The organism is Burkholderia cenocepacia, from assembly GCF_900446215.1.
Classification (GTDB): domain Bacteria; phylum Pseudomonadota; class Gammaproteobacteria; order Burkholderiales; family Burkholderiaceae; genus Burkholderia; species Burkholderia cenocepacia.
On the sequence record NZ_UAQZ01000001.1, the window covers coordinates 1,100,786 to 1,116,729 of the forward strand.

At 63.9% G+C, this 15,944-nt stretch carries 13 protein-coding genes; 7 read left to right on the plus strand and 6 right to left on the minus strand.

Features of this window, described 5'->3' with window-relative positions:
• Positions 1-449 precede the first annotated feature (449 nt).
• Positions 450-2,699 (plus strand): hybrid sensor histidine kinase/response regulator family protein, encoded by a 2,250-nt coding sequence (locus tag DTA15_RS05135; RefSeq protein WP_012493655.1) that lies wholly within the window; start codon positions 450-452, stop codon positions 2,697-2,699.
• 60 nt (positions 2,700-2,759) lie between these two features.
• Here DTA15_RS05135 and DTA15_RS05140 read toward each other — a convergent pair whose 3' ends face one another.
• Positions 2,760-3,314, minus strand: coding sequence for an NADPH-dependent FMN reductase (locus DTA15_RS05140; RefSeq protein WP_006485152.1), 555 nt, complete (start codon positions 3,312-3,314; stop codon positions 2,760-2,762).
• Positions 3,315-3,682: 368 nt separating this feature from the next.
• Between DTA15_RS05140 and DTA15_RS05145 the strand changes: the two genes are divergently transcribed.
• Entirely contained in the window at positions 3,683-4,282 is a 600-nt protein-coding gene (locus DTA15_RS05145) for an RNA polymerase factor sigma-70 (protein ID WP_006485145.1), read from the plus strand.
• Positions 4,260-4,475: a zf-HC2 domain-containing protein gene (locus DTA15_RS05150; protein ID WP_006485156.1), complete on the plus strand. Its 216-nt coding sequence runs from the start codon at positions 4,260-4,262 to the stop codon at positions 4,473-4,475. The genes DTA15_RS05145 and DTA15_RS05150 overlap by 23 nt, the downstream gene beginning before the upstream one ends.
• A 137-nt stretch (positions 4,476-4,612) precedes the next feature.
• Here DTA15_RS05150 and arsC read toward each other — a convergent pair whose 3' ends face one another.
• Positions 4,613-4,969 carry an arsenate reductase (glutaredoxin) gene (gene arsC / locus DTA15_RS05155; RefSeq protein ID WP_006485155.1) on the minus strand — a complete coding sequence of 119 codons (357 nt, stop codon included), beginning with the start codon at positions 4,967-4,969 and terminating at the stop codon, positions 4,613-4,615.
• Positions 4,970-5,990: 1,021 nt separating this feature from the next.
• On the opposite strand from arsC, the gene parA reads away from it, so the two are divergent.
• Positions 5,991-6,653 carry a ParA family partition ATPase gene (parA, locus tag DTA15_RS05165; RefSeq protein WP_006480195.1) on the plus strand — a complete coding sequence of 221 codons (663 nt, stop codon included), beginning with the start codon at positions 5,991-5,993 and terminating at the stop codon, positions 6,651-6,653.
• Between the two features lie 23 nt (positions 6,654-6,676).
• Positions 6,677-7,738 (plus strand): ParB/RepB/Spo0J family partition protein, encoded by a 1,062-nt coding sequence (locus DTA15_RS05170; protein WP_006485146.1) that lies wholly within the window; start codon positions 6,677-6,679, stop codon positions 7,736-7,738.
• A gap of 92 nt (positions 7,739-7,830) precedes the next feature.
• Here the strand turns inward: DTA15_RS05170 and DTA15_RS05175 are convergent, their stop codons facing one another.
• Entirely contained in the window at positions 7,831-9,198 is a 1,368-nt protein-coding gene (locus tag DTA15_RS05175; protein ID WP_006480193.1) for a replication initiation protein, read from the minus strand.
• Positions 9,199-11,002: 1,804 nt separating this feature from the next.
• Here DTA15_RS05175 and DTA15_RS05180 point away from each other — a divergent pair.
• Complete coding sequence (locus DTA15_RS05180; protein ID WP_006485168.1) at positions 11,003-12,184, plus strand: DNA-binding protein; 1,182 nt, start codon at positions 11,003-11,005, stop codon at positions 12,182-12,184.
• A gap of 136 nt (positions 12,185-12,320) precedes the next feature.
• On the opposite strand, the gene DTA15_RS05185 is transcribed toward DTA15_RS05180, so the two are convergent.
• The 3 genes from DTA15_RS05185 to DTA15_RS05195 all read right to left on the minus strand — a co-directional run bounded on the left by DTA15_RS05185 (position 12,321) and on the right by DTA15_RS05195 (position 14,573).
• The gene (locus tag DTA15_RS05185; RefSeq protein WP_006485171.1) at positions 12,321-13,340 is read right to left on the minus strand and encodes a tyrosine-type recombinase/integrase; all 1,020 of its coding nucleotides are present in this window, start codon (positions 13,338-13,340) and stop codon (positions 12,321-12,323) included.
• A gap of 102 nt (positions 13,341-13,442) precedes the next feature.
• Positions 13,443-13,820, minus strand: coding sequence for a DUF2471 family protein (locus DTA15_RS05190; RefSeq protein ID WP_006485149.1), 378 nt, complete (start codon positions 13,818-13,820; stop codon positions 13,443-13,445).
• Between the two features lie 141 nt (positions 13,821-13,961).
• Entirely contained in the window at positions 13,962-14,573 is a 612-nt protein-coding gene (locus tag DTA15_RS05195; RefSeq protein ID WP_006496226.1) for a helix-turn-helix domain-containing protein, read from the minus strand.
• A gap of 158 nt (positions 14,574-14,731) precedes the next feature.
• On the opposite strand from DTA15_RS05195, the gene DTA15_RS05200 reads away from it, so the two are divergent.
• The gene (locus tag DTA15_RS05200; RefSeq protein ID WP_006485176.1) at positions 14,732-15,931 is read left to right on the plus strand and encodes a glycine C-acetyltransferase; all 1,200 of its coding nucleotides are present in this window, start codon (positions 14,732-14,734) and stop codon (positions 15,929-15,931) included.
• The last annotated feature ends 13 nt before the right edge of the window (positions 15,932-15,944 follow it).

Below are 15,944 nucleotides of genomic sequence, written 5' to 3' on the forward strand. Positions count from 1 at the left end.
TGGTCTCTCTCGCGTTAACGACCGCGCGGCGCACTTCTTTAGTGCCATGCGTTTCGGGCGCGGGCAACCGCCTTGCGGCCGCGCACGGGCGCCGCGACGCAGATGCGCGCGACGCACCGCGCGGCATCGCCGGCGGGCGCATATATCTGTCATAGGGAAAGCAAGGCGCGATTCTCGGAGTAAACCGGAGGCGATGCAACTCGCCATTTTCACCATTTCGAACAGAATCGATCCGATCGCGGGCCATTCCGAAAACAGCCGCGACCATTTTCGAGATAAGCACGCAAAATTTTTCCTTGTGTACGTTTGCGCTGCCGGATTCGTCGCGTTTTCAATCTGACGGTTTACCGCTGTCACATACGACGGGATGACGCCCGTACGGCGCCGCGCGGCGGGCCGTCGCAACTCGTTTATGATGGCAGACACCTCTGCCTCACCCGCTTTCCTCGATGACGTCCGAACGGCCTGCCGACTCCCGCGCCCCCGCCCCCCCTCCCGCCGACGACTGGCAGGACGACGGCAGCTACGCGTCCGGCGCACCGGAGCACGATTTCGCGGTGCGCCGCGTCACGCTGATCGTGCTGCTCGTCGCGGCGATCGTGCTGCCGTGCATCTACGTGGTGGTGATGGCGTACAACGACCTGAAGGCGCGCGAGGCCGCCGCGAGCGACGTGACGATGCGCACGGTGCGCGTCGCCGAGGAGCATGCGCTCAAGGTGTTCGACCTGAGCGAAACGCTCGATGCGCGCATCGTCGACCTCGTGCAGGACATGGACGACGCGACCGTGCGCAGCAGGGAATCCGACATCCACGAAGCGCTGAACACGATCGGCGGCGGTTATCCGCAGGTGGCGGCCGTGTCGATCTTCGGCGCGAGCGGGATGCTGCTCGCCAACAGCCTCTACTATCCGGCGCCGTACGCGTCGATCGCGAACCGCGACGACTTCGCCGGCATTCGCGACGGCAAGGTCATCGAACACATCTCGCGGCTGATGATGGGGCCGCTCAAGCTCGAGAACATCCCCGTGTTCAACACGGGCGTCGCGCGGCGCCATAGCGACGGTTCGTTCGCCGGCATGGTGTCGATCGCGCTGAAGTCGTCGTATTTCAACGCGTTCTACCGCGACCTGCTCGGCGGCGCGAGCACGCCGATGACGATGGCGCTCGCGCGCTCGGACGGCGCGGTGATCGCGTCGTATCCGCCGCCGCCGTCGCTCGCGCACACCGATCGCTCGATCACGTTCGGCAATGCGCGCAACGATCCGCGCGCCGGCGTCGTGCGCGTGCGCCACGACGGCGCGAGCAGCGAGATCGTCGCGTATCGCCAGGTCGGCAGCTATCCCGTCTACGTGAGCTGCGCGTACCGCACGTCGGCGATCTGGCATGAATGGTACGAACACCTGAGCGTGCTGTTCCTCTCGATGTTCGCGCCGTCGGTCGCGCTGTGGTCCGTGATCTGGCTGTCGCTCAAGCGGCTGAAGGCGGAAGAAGAGGCGTGGGACCGCTGGCAGGCCGAAGCGTCGATGCGGCGCTCGATCGAATCGGCGTACCGGCAGTCGCGCAAGATGCAGGCGCTCGGCAATCTCGTCGGCAGTGTCGCGCACGACTTCAACAACCTGCTGATGATCATCTCGAGCAACGTGCAGATCGCGCGGCGGCGCGGCGTCCAGCATCTCGACAAGGAGCTCGGCGCGATCGAACGCGCGCTGAAGAACGGGCAGTCGCTCACGCGCCAGCTGCTCGGCGTCGCGCGCAAGCAGCCGCTGCACAACGAGACGATCGACGTCGGGCAATGGGTCGGCACGTGCCGCGAACTGCTGAAGACGTCGCTCGGGTCGAAGTCGTCGCTGGTCGTCGCGATCGAGCCGGGCGTCTGGCCGATCCGCGTGGACGTCGCGGAGCTCGAGCTCGCGGTGATCAACCTCGCGGTCAACGCACGCGATGCGATGGCGACCGGCGGACGCTTCACGGTCGGCGCGCGCAACGTCACGCTGCGCCGCGAGGACGGCTTCCCGCTGACCGGCGACTTCGTGCAGATCTCGCTCGACGACACGGGTTCGGGCATGGCGCCCGACGTGCTCGCCCGCGCGTTCGAGCCGCTGTTCACGACGAAGGCGCAGGGGATGGGGACGGGGCTCGGCCTGCCCCAGGTATTCGCGTTCTGCGAACGCTCGGGCGGCCTCGCGACGATCGACAGCGCGGTCGGCGCGGGTACCTCGGTGCGTCTGTACCTGCCGCGCGCGCGCGCCGAGGATGTCGTCGCGCGGCCGGCGGCCGTCGCGCACGATGCGGGGAGCGGCGCGCTCGCCGGCCTGCACGTGCTGCTCGTCGAGGACAACGGCGAAGTCGCGGCCGGCACGGAGGCGCTGCTGTCGCTGCTCGGTCATCGCGTGACCTATGCGCCGACTGCCGACGACGCGTTGCGCCTGATCGAAGGCGCCGCCGCGAACGATGCGTTCGATCTCGTGATTTCGGACATCCACATGCCGGGCCGCCTGAACGGCATCGATCTCGCCGAAGCGATCGAGAAGCGGCCGGGGAAACTGCCCGTGATTCTCGTCACGGGTTATGCGGAGGAACTCGACCGCACGCGCACCGTCAACGTCCGCGTGCTGTCGAAGCCGTTCGACATCGCGCTGCTCGACGAGATCCTGCTCGGCATCCGCGAAGCGCGCGACGCACGCCACGCCGGCGCGTGACCCGCTGCGGGCGGGCCGGCGCCGGCGGCGTGAACGGGGGTGGCGATCAGGCCGGCGACATCACGCCGACTTCAGCAGGCGCACCCAGCTCGCGTAGCGATCGACGAAGCCTTGCAGGAACTTGCGCGTGTCCTCGCTGACGATCTGCCCCTGGTCGTCGATGCGCGCCGGATCGTGCTTGATGAACATCTCCGGCTGACCGAGCGTCTTCACGTCGAGGTACGCGAGCACGTTGCGCAGGTGCTGCTGCGCGAGCGCGGTTCCCACCGCGCCCGGCGACGTGCCGAGCACCGCGCCCGGCTTGCCCGACCAGGAGTTGGAACCCCACGGGCGCGAACCCCAGTCGAGCGCATTCTTCAACACGCCCGGAATCGACCGGTTGTACTCGGGCGTGACGAACAGCAGCGCGTCGGCGGCTTCGATCGACTGCTTGAAGCGTTTCGCGACGTCCGGGAAATCCGCGTCGTAGTCCTGGCTGTACAACGGCAGCTCGCCGATCTCGACGAACTCGAACGAGAAATCGGCGGGGGCGAGCGAGATCACGGCGTGCGCGAGCGCACGGTTCGTCGACGCGCGACGCAGGCTGCCGACGACGACCGCAATACGATAGGACATGGCATTCTCCTTCCGGTGAGTGAGGAATCGGATCGATTGCTTCCGAATGAGCGACAAAGGTCTGTTTATAGGCAAGCCAGCCCGCGAGCCGTCCCACGGGGCCGTCCGGCCGACTTTCCACAAGGTTTTCCACAGAAATTGTGGATAACTCGACCGTTATGTTCTGACGTTACAGATTGCCCGCCGCGTGTCGGCGTCGACGCGCGCGACAGGGTTCGGCAAGCATAGCGCAGCGCGGCGACCGGCTTCGTGAAATCGTGACGGAACATTGCGTTGCAGGCCGGCACCGCGTCCAGTAAGCTGCTCGCACCGCGACGCGCCCGCTCCGTGACGCACGCGCGGTCGCCTCGAGACACTGCCGCCCAGACATGCCGTCCGCATACGACGACCCCACCTATCTCGCGCAACTGCGGCGCGACCTGCTGCGCTTCGCGCGACTCCAGCTCCGCGACGCCGACGCGGCCGAAGACGCCGTGCAGGAAGCGCTGGCCGCCGCGTGGTCGCATGCCGGCGATTTCGCCGGACAGTCGGCCCACAAGACCTGGGTGTTCGGCATCCTGCGCAACAAGTTGATCGACGTGCTGCGCGCACGGCAGCGGATGGTGAGCCTGACCGCGCTCGATGCGGAACTCGACGGCGAATCCGTGCTCGATCGCGAACTGTTCAAGGACAACGGTCACTGGGCCGCGCACGCGAAACCGCGTCCGTGGCCGAAGCCCGAAACGCTGTTGCAGCAGCAGCAATTCTGGACGCTGTTCCAGGCGTGCCTCGACCAGCTGCCGGAGCAGATCGGACGCGTGTTCATGATGCGCGAATTCCTCGATGTCGAGATCGTGGACATCTGCAGTGAATTGACGCTGACGACGAATCATTGCAGCGTGCTGCTGTATCGGGCGCGCACGCGCCTGCGAACCTGCCTGAGCGAAAAAGGACTGACGACCGAAGATGCTGCCGGGGAAATGTACTGACGTGACGCGACTGCTGTCGGATGCGCTCGATCGGCGTCTGACGCTGCACGAGCGCCTGCAGGTGCGCGTGCATCTGCCGACCTGCAGCGGATGCCGCGCCTATCGCGGACAGATCGCGCTGTTGCGGACGGCGGCGAAAGCGGCGGCCGGGCGGGAGCCGGACGGTGACGATGGATCGTCCGGTGGGGGCTAGGCGTCGCGGTGCCTGCCGACGCATCGTTCCGGTGGTGGCTGGCGGGTGCGGCCCGGCGAGCGCGTCGGCGTGGATTGCCGTTGCGCGTGCCGGGCTGGAGCGCGTTGATGCAATAAGAAAAATACGCGCGGCAAGAATTATTCGAACAGCGCCTTCACCGACTCGGGCGGGCGACCGATAGCCGCCTTGCCGCGATACACGACGATGGGGCGTTGCAGCAGAACCGGATGAGCGACGATCGCTCCGTAGGCTTCGGCGTCGGTCAGATCCGCGCGGGCCAGATTCAACGCCTTGTACGGCTCCTCACCGTCGCGCAGCATGTCGCGGACCGGGCGGCCGAGCTGCTTGTGCAGCGTGTCCAGTTCCTCGACAGTCGGCGGCGTCTTCAGGTACTCGACGACATTCAGCGGCGCGCCGGCGGTATTCAGCGACTCGACCAACGCAAGCGTCTCGCGGGATTTCGAGCATCGGGGGTTGTGGTAGATCGTGATCATCGTTCAAGGCAGGAGGGGTGAGGCCTGTATTGTAGCGAGTCTGCATCGAGGGGCCTGATGGGGGGCAATCGAGATCGGTGTGGGGTTCCTCTTGATAGGTCGCTGAGGCGGTTTCGGTTTGGCGATGCGCAGTGATCGCGAGAGGGGAGTGTCCTGTGTTCGGCGACGCGTCGAAGAGTGGTTGTTTATGCGCATAAAGTCGGGCGGGTGGCTTCGCGGGGCCGACGACCGGCGCAGCCGATGTCTCGTGAGGGCTGTCTCGTGAGGGCTGTCTCGTGAGGGCTGTCTCGTGAGGGCTGTCTCGGGTCGCGAAAGGGGTATGCGATTGCGGAACACGCCGGCTAGGTTTATGCGCATAAAGCGCGCGATTGCCGGGCGAGGTACAGCGTGGCTCGTGGCATGGACATATGTCGACACGCAACGGCACTGCGCGATGGCTATATCGATAGACCGTCGTCCCCGACATGACGTCATTGCCCGCCTGACTCAGGCGTAGTCTCTGTCAACGGCGCTTCGTCGCGGCCTATCGTTGCCTCTGGTTTATGCGCATAAACACTACGGCCCGGCAGGACATTGCCTCCATGCACGTCCATTCAACGACGCACCTCGTGATCTACGCACCTGACTACGACACGCAGCTCACGCCGGACGCTCGCGAGTGAATACCATGCGCTCTAGCGACGAAGCCCATCGATCGGCCTCCGCAGTCTTTATGCGCACAAACTCGCGGCTCGCAGGCAACGCGGCTCGTCCCGCGAAAGGAGAGAGCGTCGAGATATCTCTGCCACGAACGGCCCCGACGATACGCCCATGAAGACGTAATCCTGAGCAGGGCATCGATCACTCGGCATCAGCCGCTTCCTCTTCACCACACCGTCCAAACGAGCCATCGAACATCCACCGCTCGTTTATGCGCATAAACCGATCGTCCGAATGGCCAACGCGTAGTTGTCGAACGACAATTTCATTGAAATTCAAATATCGTCCTGTAGAATTCCAACGACCAAAACAGGAGTGAAAATTGGCCGCGGAAATCATTGCAGTCACTCAACAAAAAGGTGGCGTCGGCAAAAGCACGATTGCCATGCATCTCGGCGCCGCGTTCCATGAAAAAGGGAAGCGCGTCCTCGTCATCGACGCAGACCGTCAAAACACGCTCGTTCACTGGTCGAGCGCATCCGGCGACAGCGACAACGGCATCCCGTTTCCGGTCGTCAACCTTGCCGAGGCCGACGGCCAGATCCATCGCGAGATCAAGAAGTTCATCAACGACTACGACATCATCGTCGTGGACTGCCCGCCGTCGATCACCGAGAAAGTCTCCGGTGTCGTCCTGCTGGCCGCGTCGATTGCCGTGATTCCGACGTCGTCGTCGCCGGCCGACTACTGGTCGAGCGTCGGGCTGGTCAAACTGATTCAGCAGGCGCAGGTGATGAACGAAGACCTCCGCGCGGTCTTCCTGCTGAACAAGACCGAAGAGAAGCGCATGCTGACCCGTGAGCTCAAGCGTGCGCTCGAGGAACTCGGCTTCCCGCTGCTGAAGACGCAGATTCCGACTCGGGAAGCGTACAAGCAGGCGATGGCGCTCGGTCAGACCGTGCTGCAGATGAACGATCGTGGCGGCAAGCTGGCCGCCGCCGAAATTCGCGCATGCGCCGACGAAATCGTCGCCATGCTGCCCTGACTTTATGCGCACAAAGGAGTCACATGAAACCCTCCCAATTTGCCAAAGGATTCCAAGCGCGCCCGGATATCACGACGAGCGAGAAGCGCACGGCGCTTGATCGGCTCAATGCGATCGACGGCATCGTCAAGTCCGAGACGCCGACCCCGGCGCCGACCAAATCCGCGAAGAAGGACATCGCACCGCCGCCTGCTCCGGAATTCACGATCGATCCGTCGATCGACGAATCGCAGCAATATCGCGCGTGGCGTCTCGAGAATCGCTATGCACCCGGGCAGGTGATCGAGCTGCCGCTGAAGGCGATCAAGCACAGCCCGTTCAACCCGCGGCACTTCTATCTGAAATCGTCGATTGCCGAACTCGCGGTCAACCTCGCGAAGCAGGGACAGCAGCAGGCGATCCACGTGATTCCGGATTACGACAACCCGGGCACGTATTTCGTCAGCGATGGCGGGCGTCGCGTGCGGGCGCTGAAGGAAGCGAACAAGGAATCGGTCAAGGCGATCGTGATCGATGTGCCGATCGGCATCCAGAGCTACAAGCTCGGCTACGACCTGAACGTTCAGCGCGATTCGCAGACGGTGTTCGACAACGCCGTCGTGTGGCGCCGCTTCCTCGACGACAAGCATTTCCAGAGCCAGAAAGAACTCTCCGAGCATCTCGGCCTCGACGAGTCGACGGTGGCCGTCGCGCTGTCGATCGGCAAGTTGCCGGAAGCGATCATGCAGGAAATGGTCGCACGCCCCGATCGCTTCGGATCGAACATGGCGTATCAGGTCGGCCGCTATCACAATGCGCGCGGCACCGAGGCCACGCTGCGGCTGATCAACAAGATCGTGTCGGACGATCTCAGCACGCGCCAGGTGTCGGACATCGTCAAGGGTCGCGTCGCGGCACAGGAGACGCCGAAGCCTGCGGGCCGTCAGCGCTATGCGCAGCGTCTCGAGATCAAGCTCGGCGGCAAGTCGGTCGGCGACCTGAAGTCGTATGGCGAAGACCGCATCGAATTGCGCCTGCGCGGCCTCCCGAAGGACAAGCGCGACGCGATTCTCGAGCAGCTCGAGCGGATGCTGTTGTCGGAGTGAGGGAAACGGCCCGCAGGGCCTATTGAGGGTGCCGGTCCCGCCCGATCAGGGGGCGGAGCCGGCGGCGGCCCGTCAACGGGCCTGAGCGGGCCTCAAGCGGCCCGCGACTGGTTCAGCGTGAACGACAGCAGGTCGCCGTCCGTCGGCTCGCCCCAGGTCTTCTGGGCCAGCCAGTCGAAAAAGGCCGTCTCGGCCAGCTTGGAATCGAGGCCGCGCTTGCGCCAGTCATCGCGCAGATGCGAGCCCATCGTCGGCAACGCCTCGGATTCGAACGACTCGCGCGCCACTTCGCGCTCCGCGTCGCCCTGCTCTTCGTACAGCACTTTCGCTTCCTTGCGGCGGAACGCCGCGAACTCGCTCAGCAGGCGGGCCTTCAGATCGTCCGGCTGGGCAGCCGCGACCTTCGCGGACGGCGTGCCGGCAGGCAGCGCATCGACCGATTCGACCGGCGGCGCATACCCCTTCTTCAGCGCATCCTTGAACAGCGCCGGCGCGCTGCGCACCGGCGGGAGCGTCGTGCTGCGCATCCGCTGCTCGGTCATCTGCAGTGCGGCGCGAATCCGGTTTTCCTCGCTGTCCGCGTAGAGCGTCTGCGCTTCCTTCAGCGGGATCCCGAGCTTCACCATCCGGTCGACCAGCGTGCTGTCGAACACGTTCGGATGTTCGTCGAGCGCGAGCATCGGCTGCTTGCGCTCGGTCACGCGGAACTGGATCTCGGCAACCCGGCGCCCTTCGCGGTGCTCGATCAGCTCGACGAAGATGTTCGTGACCGCGTTGACTTCCGCGATCGCCGGGCGCAGGTAGTCGCGCTTGAAGTACTTGTACTCGCGCTTCGCTTCGTCGCCGGCTTCCGTGTCGGGTGTGCCCGACAGGATCGGCCGCCACCATTCCCACGGCTCGCGCATCGTCAGGTGGCTCGGGTTCGTCAGGTAGCGCACGCAGATCTCGTACAGCGCGAGACCCGCGCTGCTGCGCAGCTGGCTCTGGAACTGCAGGCTCAGACGCGCGTACTGGACCGGGTCGAGCAGCTTCTTCTTGATCTTCGGCGCGAACGAGAATTCGACCCACACGCGGCGGGTGGTCGGATCCTCGAGAATTTCCGCATCCGCGATCAGCGTGGAGATCCCCCACTTGCGGCCCGGCTTCTGGCTCGACGTCCCCGTGCTCCATTCGACCTGCACCGACACCATGCGGCGCAGGTGTTCCTTCACCAAGGCGGTGTCGTTCGAATCGAAAGCGGAGTTGGCGACGATGTCCGACAGCAGTGCGCGATACGTATCGCCCGAGTCGTCGGCCTGCTGCGCGACGGCCAGCAGGACATTGAACAGCTTGCGAGTGAGGAGCGTGATCTTGCCGCTCTTCGGCTGAATGGCGATCGCCTCGACGGCCTTTCGCAATTCGGCTGAACTGGCACTCACCACATCCACATCGGTTTTCTTGGCGCGCTTCGTCGTGGCCATACGTCGGGTCGGAGGAGAAGTTTCCCGGAAGGATAGCGCCTGCGGTGATGTGCGTCCAGAACGACATGCTCACCATAGCCGGTGAAGCGCGCCGGCAAAACGGCACTCACCCGAACGGCTCCCGAAAACGCTCACCGGTCCGCCGTTGCGGCGTTCCGGACTCTTCCAGACGTGCCGCGGCATGCGCCGATTCACAGAATTTCACCTGTGCTCGACACGTGCGGAATTGGCTCCCGTATCGGCTCACCTTTCGATTTGTCGTAATTTTGCGACTGCGCAGCCGTGAGTTCGACACCGGCTCGCGATTGCACCTCACCGGATCTCGTCGACCGCCGCCCAGCGGGCCTGTATGCATGTACAGGCGTGGCGCGCCGGGAGATCGATTCGGCTTCGTCGAAACCGGCACGCGCAGCCCGATCAGCGCGTGTTTGGCCAGCCCGGGCGCGCATTGTACAGCGCGCAAATCGTATCCGGTCCCGAAAATACTCACCTCAAGCACAGCCTGCTGATTCATCCGGCTACCGACGAACGCCCGACCCGCGCGGGATCGGCTGCCAACGACTCCTGAAAACGCTCACCTTACCGACGAAATGCGGCACAGCAGCGGGCACGGAAAACGCTCCCGAAAAACCTCACCGTAACCGGCGCGGTATCAAAAACTCCAATCTCTTCCGATACTTATGCACAGTAGGCATTTGGCTGTGCCGCGCCAGGATCCCCCGAAAAACCTCACCTTTGGACCGGAATCCTTCATACGACAACCGTATGTCAGCCCCCGAAAAATCTCACCTGTGCCAAAAAGTGGCACAGCAAAAACGAGATTTCTTCCAGTCCTGGCGGGCTTTTCAGCGAATTTGGCCGGCAACAGGTCCCGAAAAGCCTCACCTTTGCCCATTTTTTCAGCACCTCCGGCTCCCGGAAAATCTCACCTGTAAGCCGGATCACGGTCTGTGATCCATGCCCCGAAAAAGCTCACCTTAACGGGATCGGGGCAGGAAAACCCGGATTTCCCTCCCGAAAAACCTCACCTTTGGGGCATCACAGGCCCCCGAGAGCACTTTTGCTGTGCAAAATGGCGTTCGCTTCCCGGAAATCCTCACAGCAAATTCCCGTGGAGTCCCGTGAAACCTCACCTTTCGCCAAATCTGCCCAAAAGATGGGCAAAATCGGGGCGTGAAGCGGGTCCTGCAAATTCTCACCTATGTCTGCACAGGCAGAAAACTGTGCAGTCAGGCACAGCGCGGGTTCCATGGCTGTGAGGCCCCGAAAACCCTCACCTTTGGGAAAACGCGTGTTTTACTGTGATCCCGAATCCGCTCACGACCCTTCCTGCAACGGCTCACGCAGCTCCCCGAACCCCATCACGTCAGCTCCCGCAGAAGGTCACCTTGGCTCCCGTAAAACTTCACCTTGTCGGCCGGAAAGCCTTGCTCCATAAGGCTGTGCCGTGGCGTTAACGTTTTTAACTAAGGGTTCAAGGGTGTTTACTTCTAATACTCTCAAGACATCGGCTGACGAGTTTTCCACAGACACCCCAACCCCTGAACACCGACCGGCAACCGGATCCGGTGTCATGTGAAACAAAGGCCGAAATTCGCGGTTCGCTGGAAAATGCTTGCAAGACAAGGACTTGGCTGACTTTCTTCGCTTTGTTTCACGGAATTCCGAGCTTCCTTCGACCAGATGGACTCATGGATCCGATTTCTGTGCAAAACGACGTAAATTCACAACGGACCCTCGAAAAAGTATCAATAAATACGTATTTCGTTATGATTACAACATTTCATAGTCTGCGAGTGTGGTCATGACCCTGGACGAAATGCGTCAAGTCATTCGGGAAGAACTGGAATCGCTGCGCGCAAGCGGTGCACGGCGCCAGGAACTGTCACTGCATGCGTGCAAACGCTTGTTCTTCGATCTCGGTATCCGGCCCTCGGCCGCCAACGTCCGCGATCTCACCCAGACCGGCAGCGCCAGCGACATCCCGAAAGACATCGACCATTTCTGGGAGCGCATTCGTTCCGCGTCCAAGATCAGGCTGGACGGCGCGGCGATCCCGAAAGCCGTCGAGGAAAAAGCCGGCGCGTTGCTGGGCGCACTCTATGAAGAAGCATTGAAAGCGGCGCGCGACAGCCTCGATGGCGACCGCGAGCAGGTTCGCGCCGACATGGCCGAAGCCGAACAGCGGTTGCGTGACGCAACCGTCCGCCAGGAAACGCTCGAAGGGGCGCTCGCGCGCGGGGAAGCGAGAAACGAACAATTGCAGGCGCGGGTAACCGAACTCGAGGTTCAGCTCGCGTCGCAAACGACTCACGGTTCGGCAAGCGAAGCAACGTTGCTCACCACAGTCGCACGACTGGAAAAGGAACTGGCCGCGGCTGCCGGCCGGATCGAAGCCGAACAGGCACAGAACGCCGCCCTGCGCGACCGCATCGATGCGCTGCAAGCCGAATTACAGCAGCGTACCGAGCACTATGCGCAGCAAATCAAGGATGCGGTGGCCGAAGCCGAGCGTCGCGTCAAACCGATGCTGGTCGAACTGGACTCGTTGCGCAGCATGGCGTCGACCTACCAGAGCGGGTTGCGCGACGTCCAGCGCAAGGAGTTCGATTTCCTGCAGCAATTGAGTTCGGCCAAGGCGCGCGCCGACCGGCTCGAAGAACAGCTGCGTACGCAGAGCGACGAACTGGAGCGCGCAACGCGTGACGTGAGTTCGTTGCGCGCGAACCGCGGAATGAATCCGGAAATCGCCGCGCTGATCCGGCGCCTGGCCGAGGCGGGACAACTCGACGCGGATGCGTATGCCGCGATCGGCACCGCGCTGGATCACGAGATTCCGGCGCCGACCCAGTGCCCGCATTGCGATGGCGAACCGGAACTGTCGCACGGCGACGAAGGTTTTGAAGTCGCGTGCCCCGAGTGCGAGCACGCTTCCGGCACCTGGCCGTCCCGCTTCGAAGCCGTCGCGCGTTTTGCGCACACCTGACCGGGAGGCCAGCGGCGCCGCACAGGTGAGATGATCCGGGAAGCTTGAGGTGAGATTTTTCGGGAGCTGTGAAACGGTGAGGCTGCGCCACACAAGGCTGCTCACGGATCGGTTCGCGTGAGCAGCCGGTTCCCGATCAGTGAGTTTCGTCGCGGTCGGACGCGTCACCGTTGTGGTCGGCCAGCCCGTCGCGCCAGTTTTTCCACGCGCGATGCAGGCGATTCGACGAGATCGGCCGCATGAAGCCCAGCCATTTGCCGACCCGCTCGGGCGGCACGTCGTGCTCGAACAATTCCGCCGCATAGGTGTTGCGCAATGTTTGCGGGCTGGCGCGCGCGGTGCGTGACGACGTGAGCCCGGCCGATTCGACGATCGCATCGATCGCGCGCAGCATCGTCGCCTTGTGCATCGGTCGCCCGGCATGCGATGCGGGGAAGACGAGTTCTCCAGGAATCTCCTGGCGCTTGCGCTCGGTGAGCCAGGCTTCGAGCAAAGCGATCGCAAACGAGGCCAGATGGGTCTCCCGCGAATAATCCGGATGCGTCGACTCGATCCGCAGCGACGTGCCACTCGTATTGATGCAACTAATCGTAAGTGAGCGCGCTTCGCCGGTTTTGATGCCGGCGCCGAGAAATGCAGCGACGAGCGCGCGGTCGCGACGCTCCTTCCAGTATGCGGAACCCGATACGCCGATCGGCGAAAACAGATAGGCGAGCAACGTCGCGCGCTCTGCCGGCGTGAGGAAACCGGTCGGCTCGTTGTCGCGCGCCTTGCGCCAGTTCGCTTCGCCATCCTGAGCAATGAAGCGGGCCGGATTGGTCGACGCGTACTCGGTGCGGCGGATATGGTCGAGCACGCGCTCGATCAGCCGGAGATAGCGCATCCGCTGCGTTTTCTTGATCGGCAACTCGCCGACGAAGTTCGCGATGGTCGGTGTATCGACCGTCGCCAGGTTCTTTTGATGCGCGCGCATCCACGCGAGAAACGCGCCCCACTGTGCGCGATAGACATCGGCTGACGAGCGGCGATAGTCCTGCATGGCCAGCCATGCGTCGAACGCAGCTTCGGGCGACGCGACCCAGTCGGACGCATCGCGGTCGAACAGATCCTTTTCTTCCGGGTGTGCGGCAGTGTCGGGAGCGGCGGGAAGGGACATGGTATTAATTCCGTTAGTTGCGTATATGGTAGCCCTTTCCGCAACGTCTCGGGCATCGAACGGGTGAACCGGCCGCCGTGCGGCTCGGCCGGGGCTGGGCCATCAGTCTCCCCACGCCTTGGACGGGCGCAGCGCGCGCGCGGGACGCGCGGTGTCGTGCGCCGTTGCCGCGGCTTCATAGGCGAGAACGGCGAACGAAAAGACCGCGGGCAGCGCATTCGAGCGCCCGAAGTCGATCGGATCGTCGGTTTCGGGAAACGTCATGTCCGACGGCCGTTCGAACAACTGGCGCATGCCCGCGTCGTGCCGGCTCGCAAAGCCGAGATCGGCGAGCGCTTCGGCTTCGATCGCGTGCAGCAGGCGCCACGTCAGCGGCACGCGCTGACGGATGTAGCGCCCGGCGATATGGCGGACGATCAATTCGAGGTCGTGCGCGGCAGCCTTGAAGCTGAGCGCGGCCAAATCTTGTTCTTCTGTCATTGCAGGCTCCTGTCGACCAGGGCGGGCGCCTCGGTGCGCCGGCTCCGGCCCGTGCATGGCGGAATGTCCGTATACTGTACAAACATACAGTGTTTTCCGCAACAGGCCTGCGATTGGCCTTTTGGCCGACTATCCGCGCCGTCAGCGATGGATCACGATCAGCAGTGCCCGCGCTTCGGCCTTGCCGGGATTGCGGATCGCATGCGGCTCGTCGGCCGGGTAGCGTGCGGTGTCGCCCGTCTTCAGGCGTCGGCTGGCGGCGGCGGCCTCGATTTCCATCGCGCCCTGCAGCACAGTGAGATGTTCGCGCGTGCCCGGTTCGTGCGCGTTCGATACCAGTGCGCCGCCGCCGGGCAGCGTCAGCTCGTACCACTCGAACTTGCCGGCGAGGTCGATCGGGCCCCATACGCGCAGCTGGTACCGGCCGTCGTGGCCGGCGAGCGTCGGAATGTCGTGCGGGCCGTCCACGCGAATCGTCTCGGGCGCCTTCGGCTGCGAGAACAGTTCGTCGAGCGTGATGCCGAGCGCGTTCGTCAGCCGCCACGCGACGGCGATCGTCGGGTTGGCCTTGTCGCGTTCGATCTCGGAGAGCATCGATTTCGATACGCCGGCCGCGCGCGACAGGTCGTCGAGCGTCAGCTTGCGCTCGTTGCGCAGTCGCTGGATCTGCTCGCCCACGCGCGGCGGGGTCGCGGCCGGCGGTTGCGGGGCGGCTGCGGCGGGCGGGCGCCGCGATCCGGAGGAACTTGCCATTTGGATTCCGTTCGCTTAGAGTTGTTCGATATTTCGAATTCCAGTTCGGAATATCGGATAAGTGCGGTCAACCGAACGACCGACTATAACAGTAGCAGGCCGTTGCGCCGCCACGAGCAGTGCGCTGCGGAATGCGAAACCCTGTCAGGAGCTTTGCGATGCGTGATGCCTTTCTCGCCCAGGTGCGCGGGACGCTCGACCAGATCCGCGCGGACGGTTTTTACAAGACCGAGCGCGAGATCGCGAGTCCCCAGGCGGCAGCCGTGCGGCTCGCCGGCGGTGCCGGCGTGCTCAATTTCTGCGCGAACAACTATCTGGGTCTGGCGAACGATCCGCGCCTGCTCGACGCGGCGAAGGCCGGCCTCGACCAGGACGGCTTCGGCATGGCATCGGTGCGCTTCATCTGCGGCACGCAAACCGTCCACAAGCAACTGGAAAGCGCGCTGGCCGCGTTTCTCGGCACCGAGGACAGCATCCTCTATTCGAGCTGCTTCGATGCGAACGGCGGCCTGTTCGAAACATTGCTCGACGAGAACGACGCAGTGATCAGCGACGAGCTGAACCACGCGAGCATCATCGACGGTATTCGCCTGTGCAAGGCGAAGCGTTTCCGCTACAAGAACAACGATCTCGCCGACCTCGAGGCGAAGCTCAAGGAAGCCGATGCCGCGGGCGCGCGGCACAAGCTGATCGCCACCGACGGCGTGTTCTCGATGGACGGCATCATCGCCGATCTCAAAGGCATCTGCGATCTCGCCGATCGCTACGGCGCACTGGTGATGGTCGACGATTCGCATGCGGTCGGCTTCATCGGCACGCACGGCCGCGGCACGCCCGAACACTGCGGCGTCGAAGGCCGCGTCGACATCATCACGGGCACGCTCGGCAAGGCGCTCGGCGGCGCCTCGGGCGGTTATGTCGCCGCGCGTCACGAGGTGATCGAGCTGCTGCGCCAGCGCTCGCGTCCATATCTGTTCTCGAACACGCTCACGCCGAGCATCGCCGCGGCGTCGCTGAAGGTGCTGGAACTGCTCGGCAGCGACGAAGGCGCGAAGCTGCGCGAGCGCGTGCGCGAGAACGGCGCGCGGTTCCGCAAGCAGATGACCGAAGCCGGCTTCACGCTCGTGCCCGGCGCGCATCCGATCATCCCGGTGATGCTCGGCGACGCGCAGCTCGCGACGAACATGGCCGACAGGCTGCTCGGCGAAGGCGTCTACGTGATCGGCTTCTCGTTCCCCGTCGTGCCGCGCGGCCGTGCGCGCATCCGTACGCAGATGAGCGCCGCGCATACGCCCGAGCAGATCGACCAGACGGTCGCCGCGTTCGTGCGCGTCGGCAAGTCGCTCGGCATCATCTGACGGAGGCGCGACC

Bases quoted from the DNA above. Each gene is read 5' to 3' on its own strand.
- DTA15_RS05135 (WP_012493655.1), top strand. From the start codon at position 450: ATGACGTCCGAACGGCCTGCCGACTCCCGCGCCCCCGCCCCCCCTCCC.
- DTA15_RS05140 (WP_006485152.1), bottom strand. From the start codon at position 3,314: ATGTCCTATCGTATTGCGGTCGTCGTCGGCAGCCTGCGTCGCGCGTCG.
- DTA15_RS05145 (WP_006485145.1), top strand. From the start codon at position 3,683: ATGCCGTCCGCATACGACGACCCCACCTATCTCGCGCAACTGCGGCGC.
- DTA15_RS05150 (WP_006485156.1), top strand. From the start codon at position 4,260: ATGCTGCCGGGGAAATGTACTGACGTGACGCGACTGCTGTCGGATGCG.
- arsC (WP_006485155.1), bottom strand. From the start codon at position 4,969: ATGATCACGATCTACCACAACCCCCGATGCTCGAAATCCCGCGAGACG.
- DTA15_RS05170 (WP_006485146.1), top strand. From the start codon at position 6,677: ATGAAACCCTCCCAATTTGCCAAAGGATTCCAAGCGCGCCCGGATATC.
- DTA15_RS05175 (WP_006480193.1), bottom strand. From the start codon at position 9,198: ATGGCCACGACGAAGCGCGCCAAGAAAACCGATGTGGATGTGGTGAGT.
- DTA15_RS05180 (WP_006485168.1), top strand. From the start codon at position 11,003: ATGACCCTGGACGAAATGCGTCAAGTCATTCGGGAAGAACTGGAATCG.
- DTA15_RS05185 (WP_006485171.1), bottom strand. From the start codon at position 13,340: ATGTCCCTTCCCGCCGCTCCCGACACTGCCGCACACCCGGAAGAAAAG.
- DTA15_RS05190 (WP_006485149.1), bottom strand. From the start codon at position 13,820: ATGACAGAAGAACAAGATTTGGCCGCGCTCAGCTTCAAGGCTGCCGCG.
- DTA15_RS05195 (WP_006496226.1), bottom strand. From the start codon at position 14,573: ATGGCAAGTTCCTCCGGATCGCGGCGCCCGCCCGCCGCAGCCGCCCCG.
- DTA15_RS05200 (WP_006485176.1), top strand. From the start codon at position 14,732: ATGCGTGATGCCTTTCTCGCCCAGGTGCGCGGGACGCTCGACCAGATC.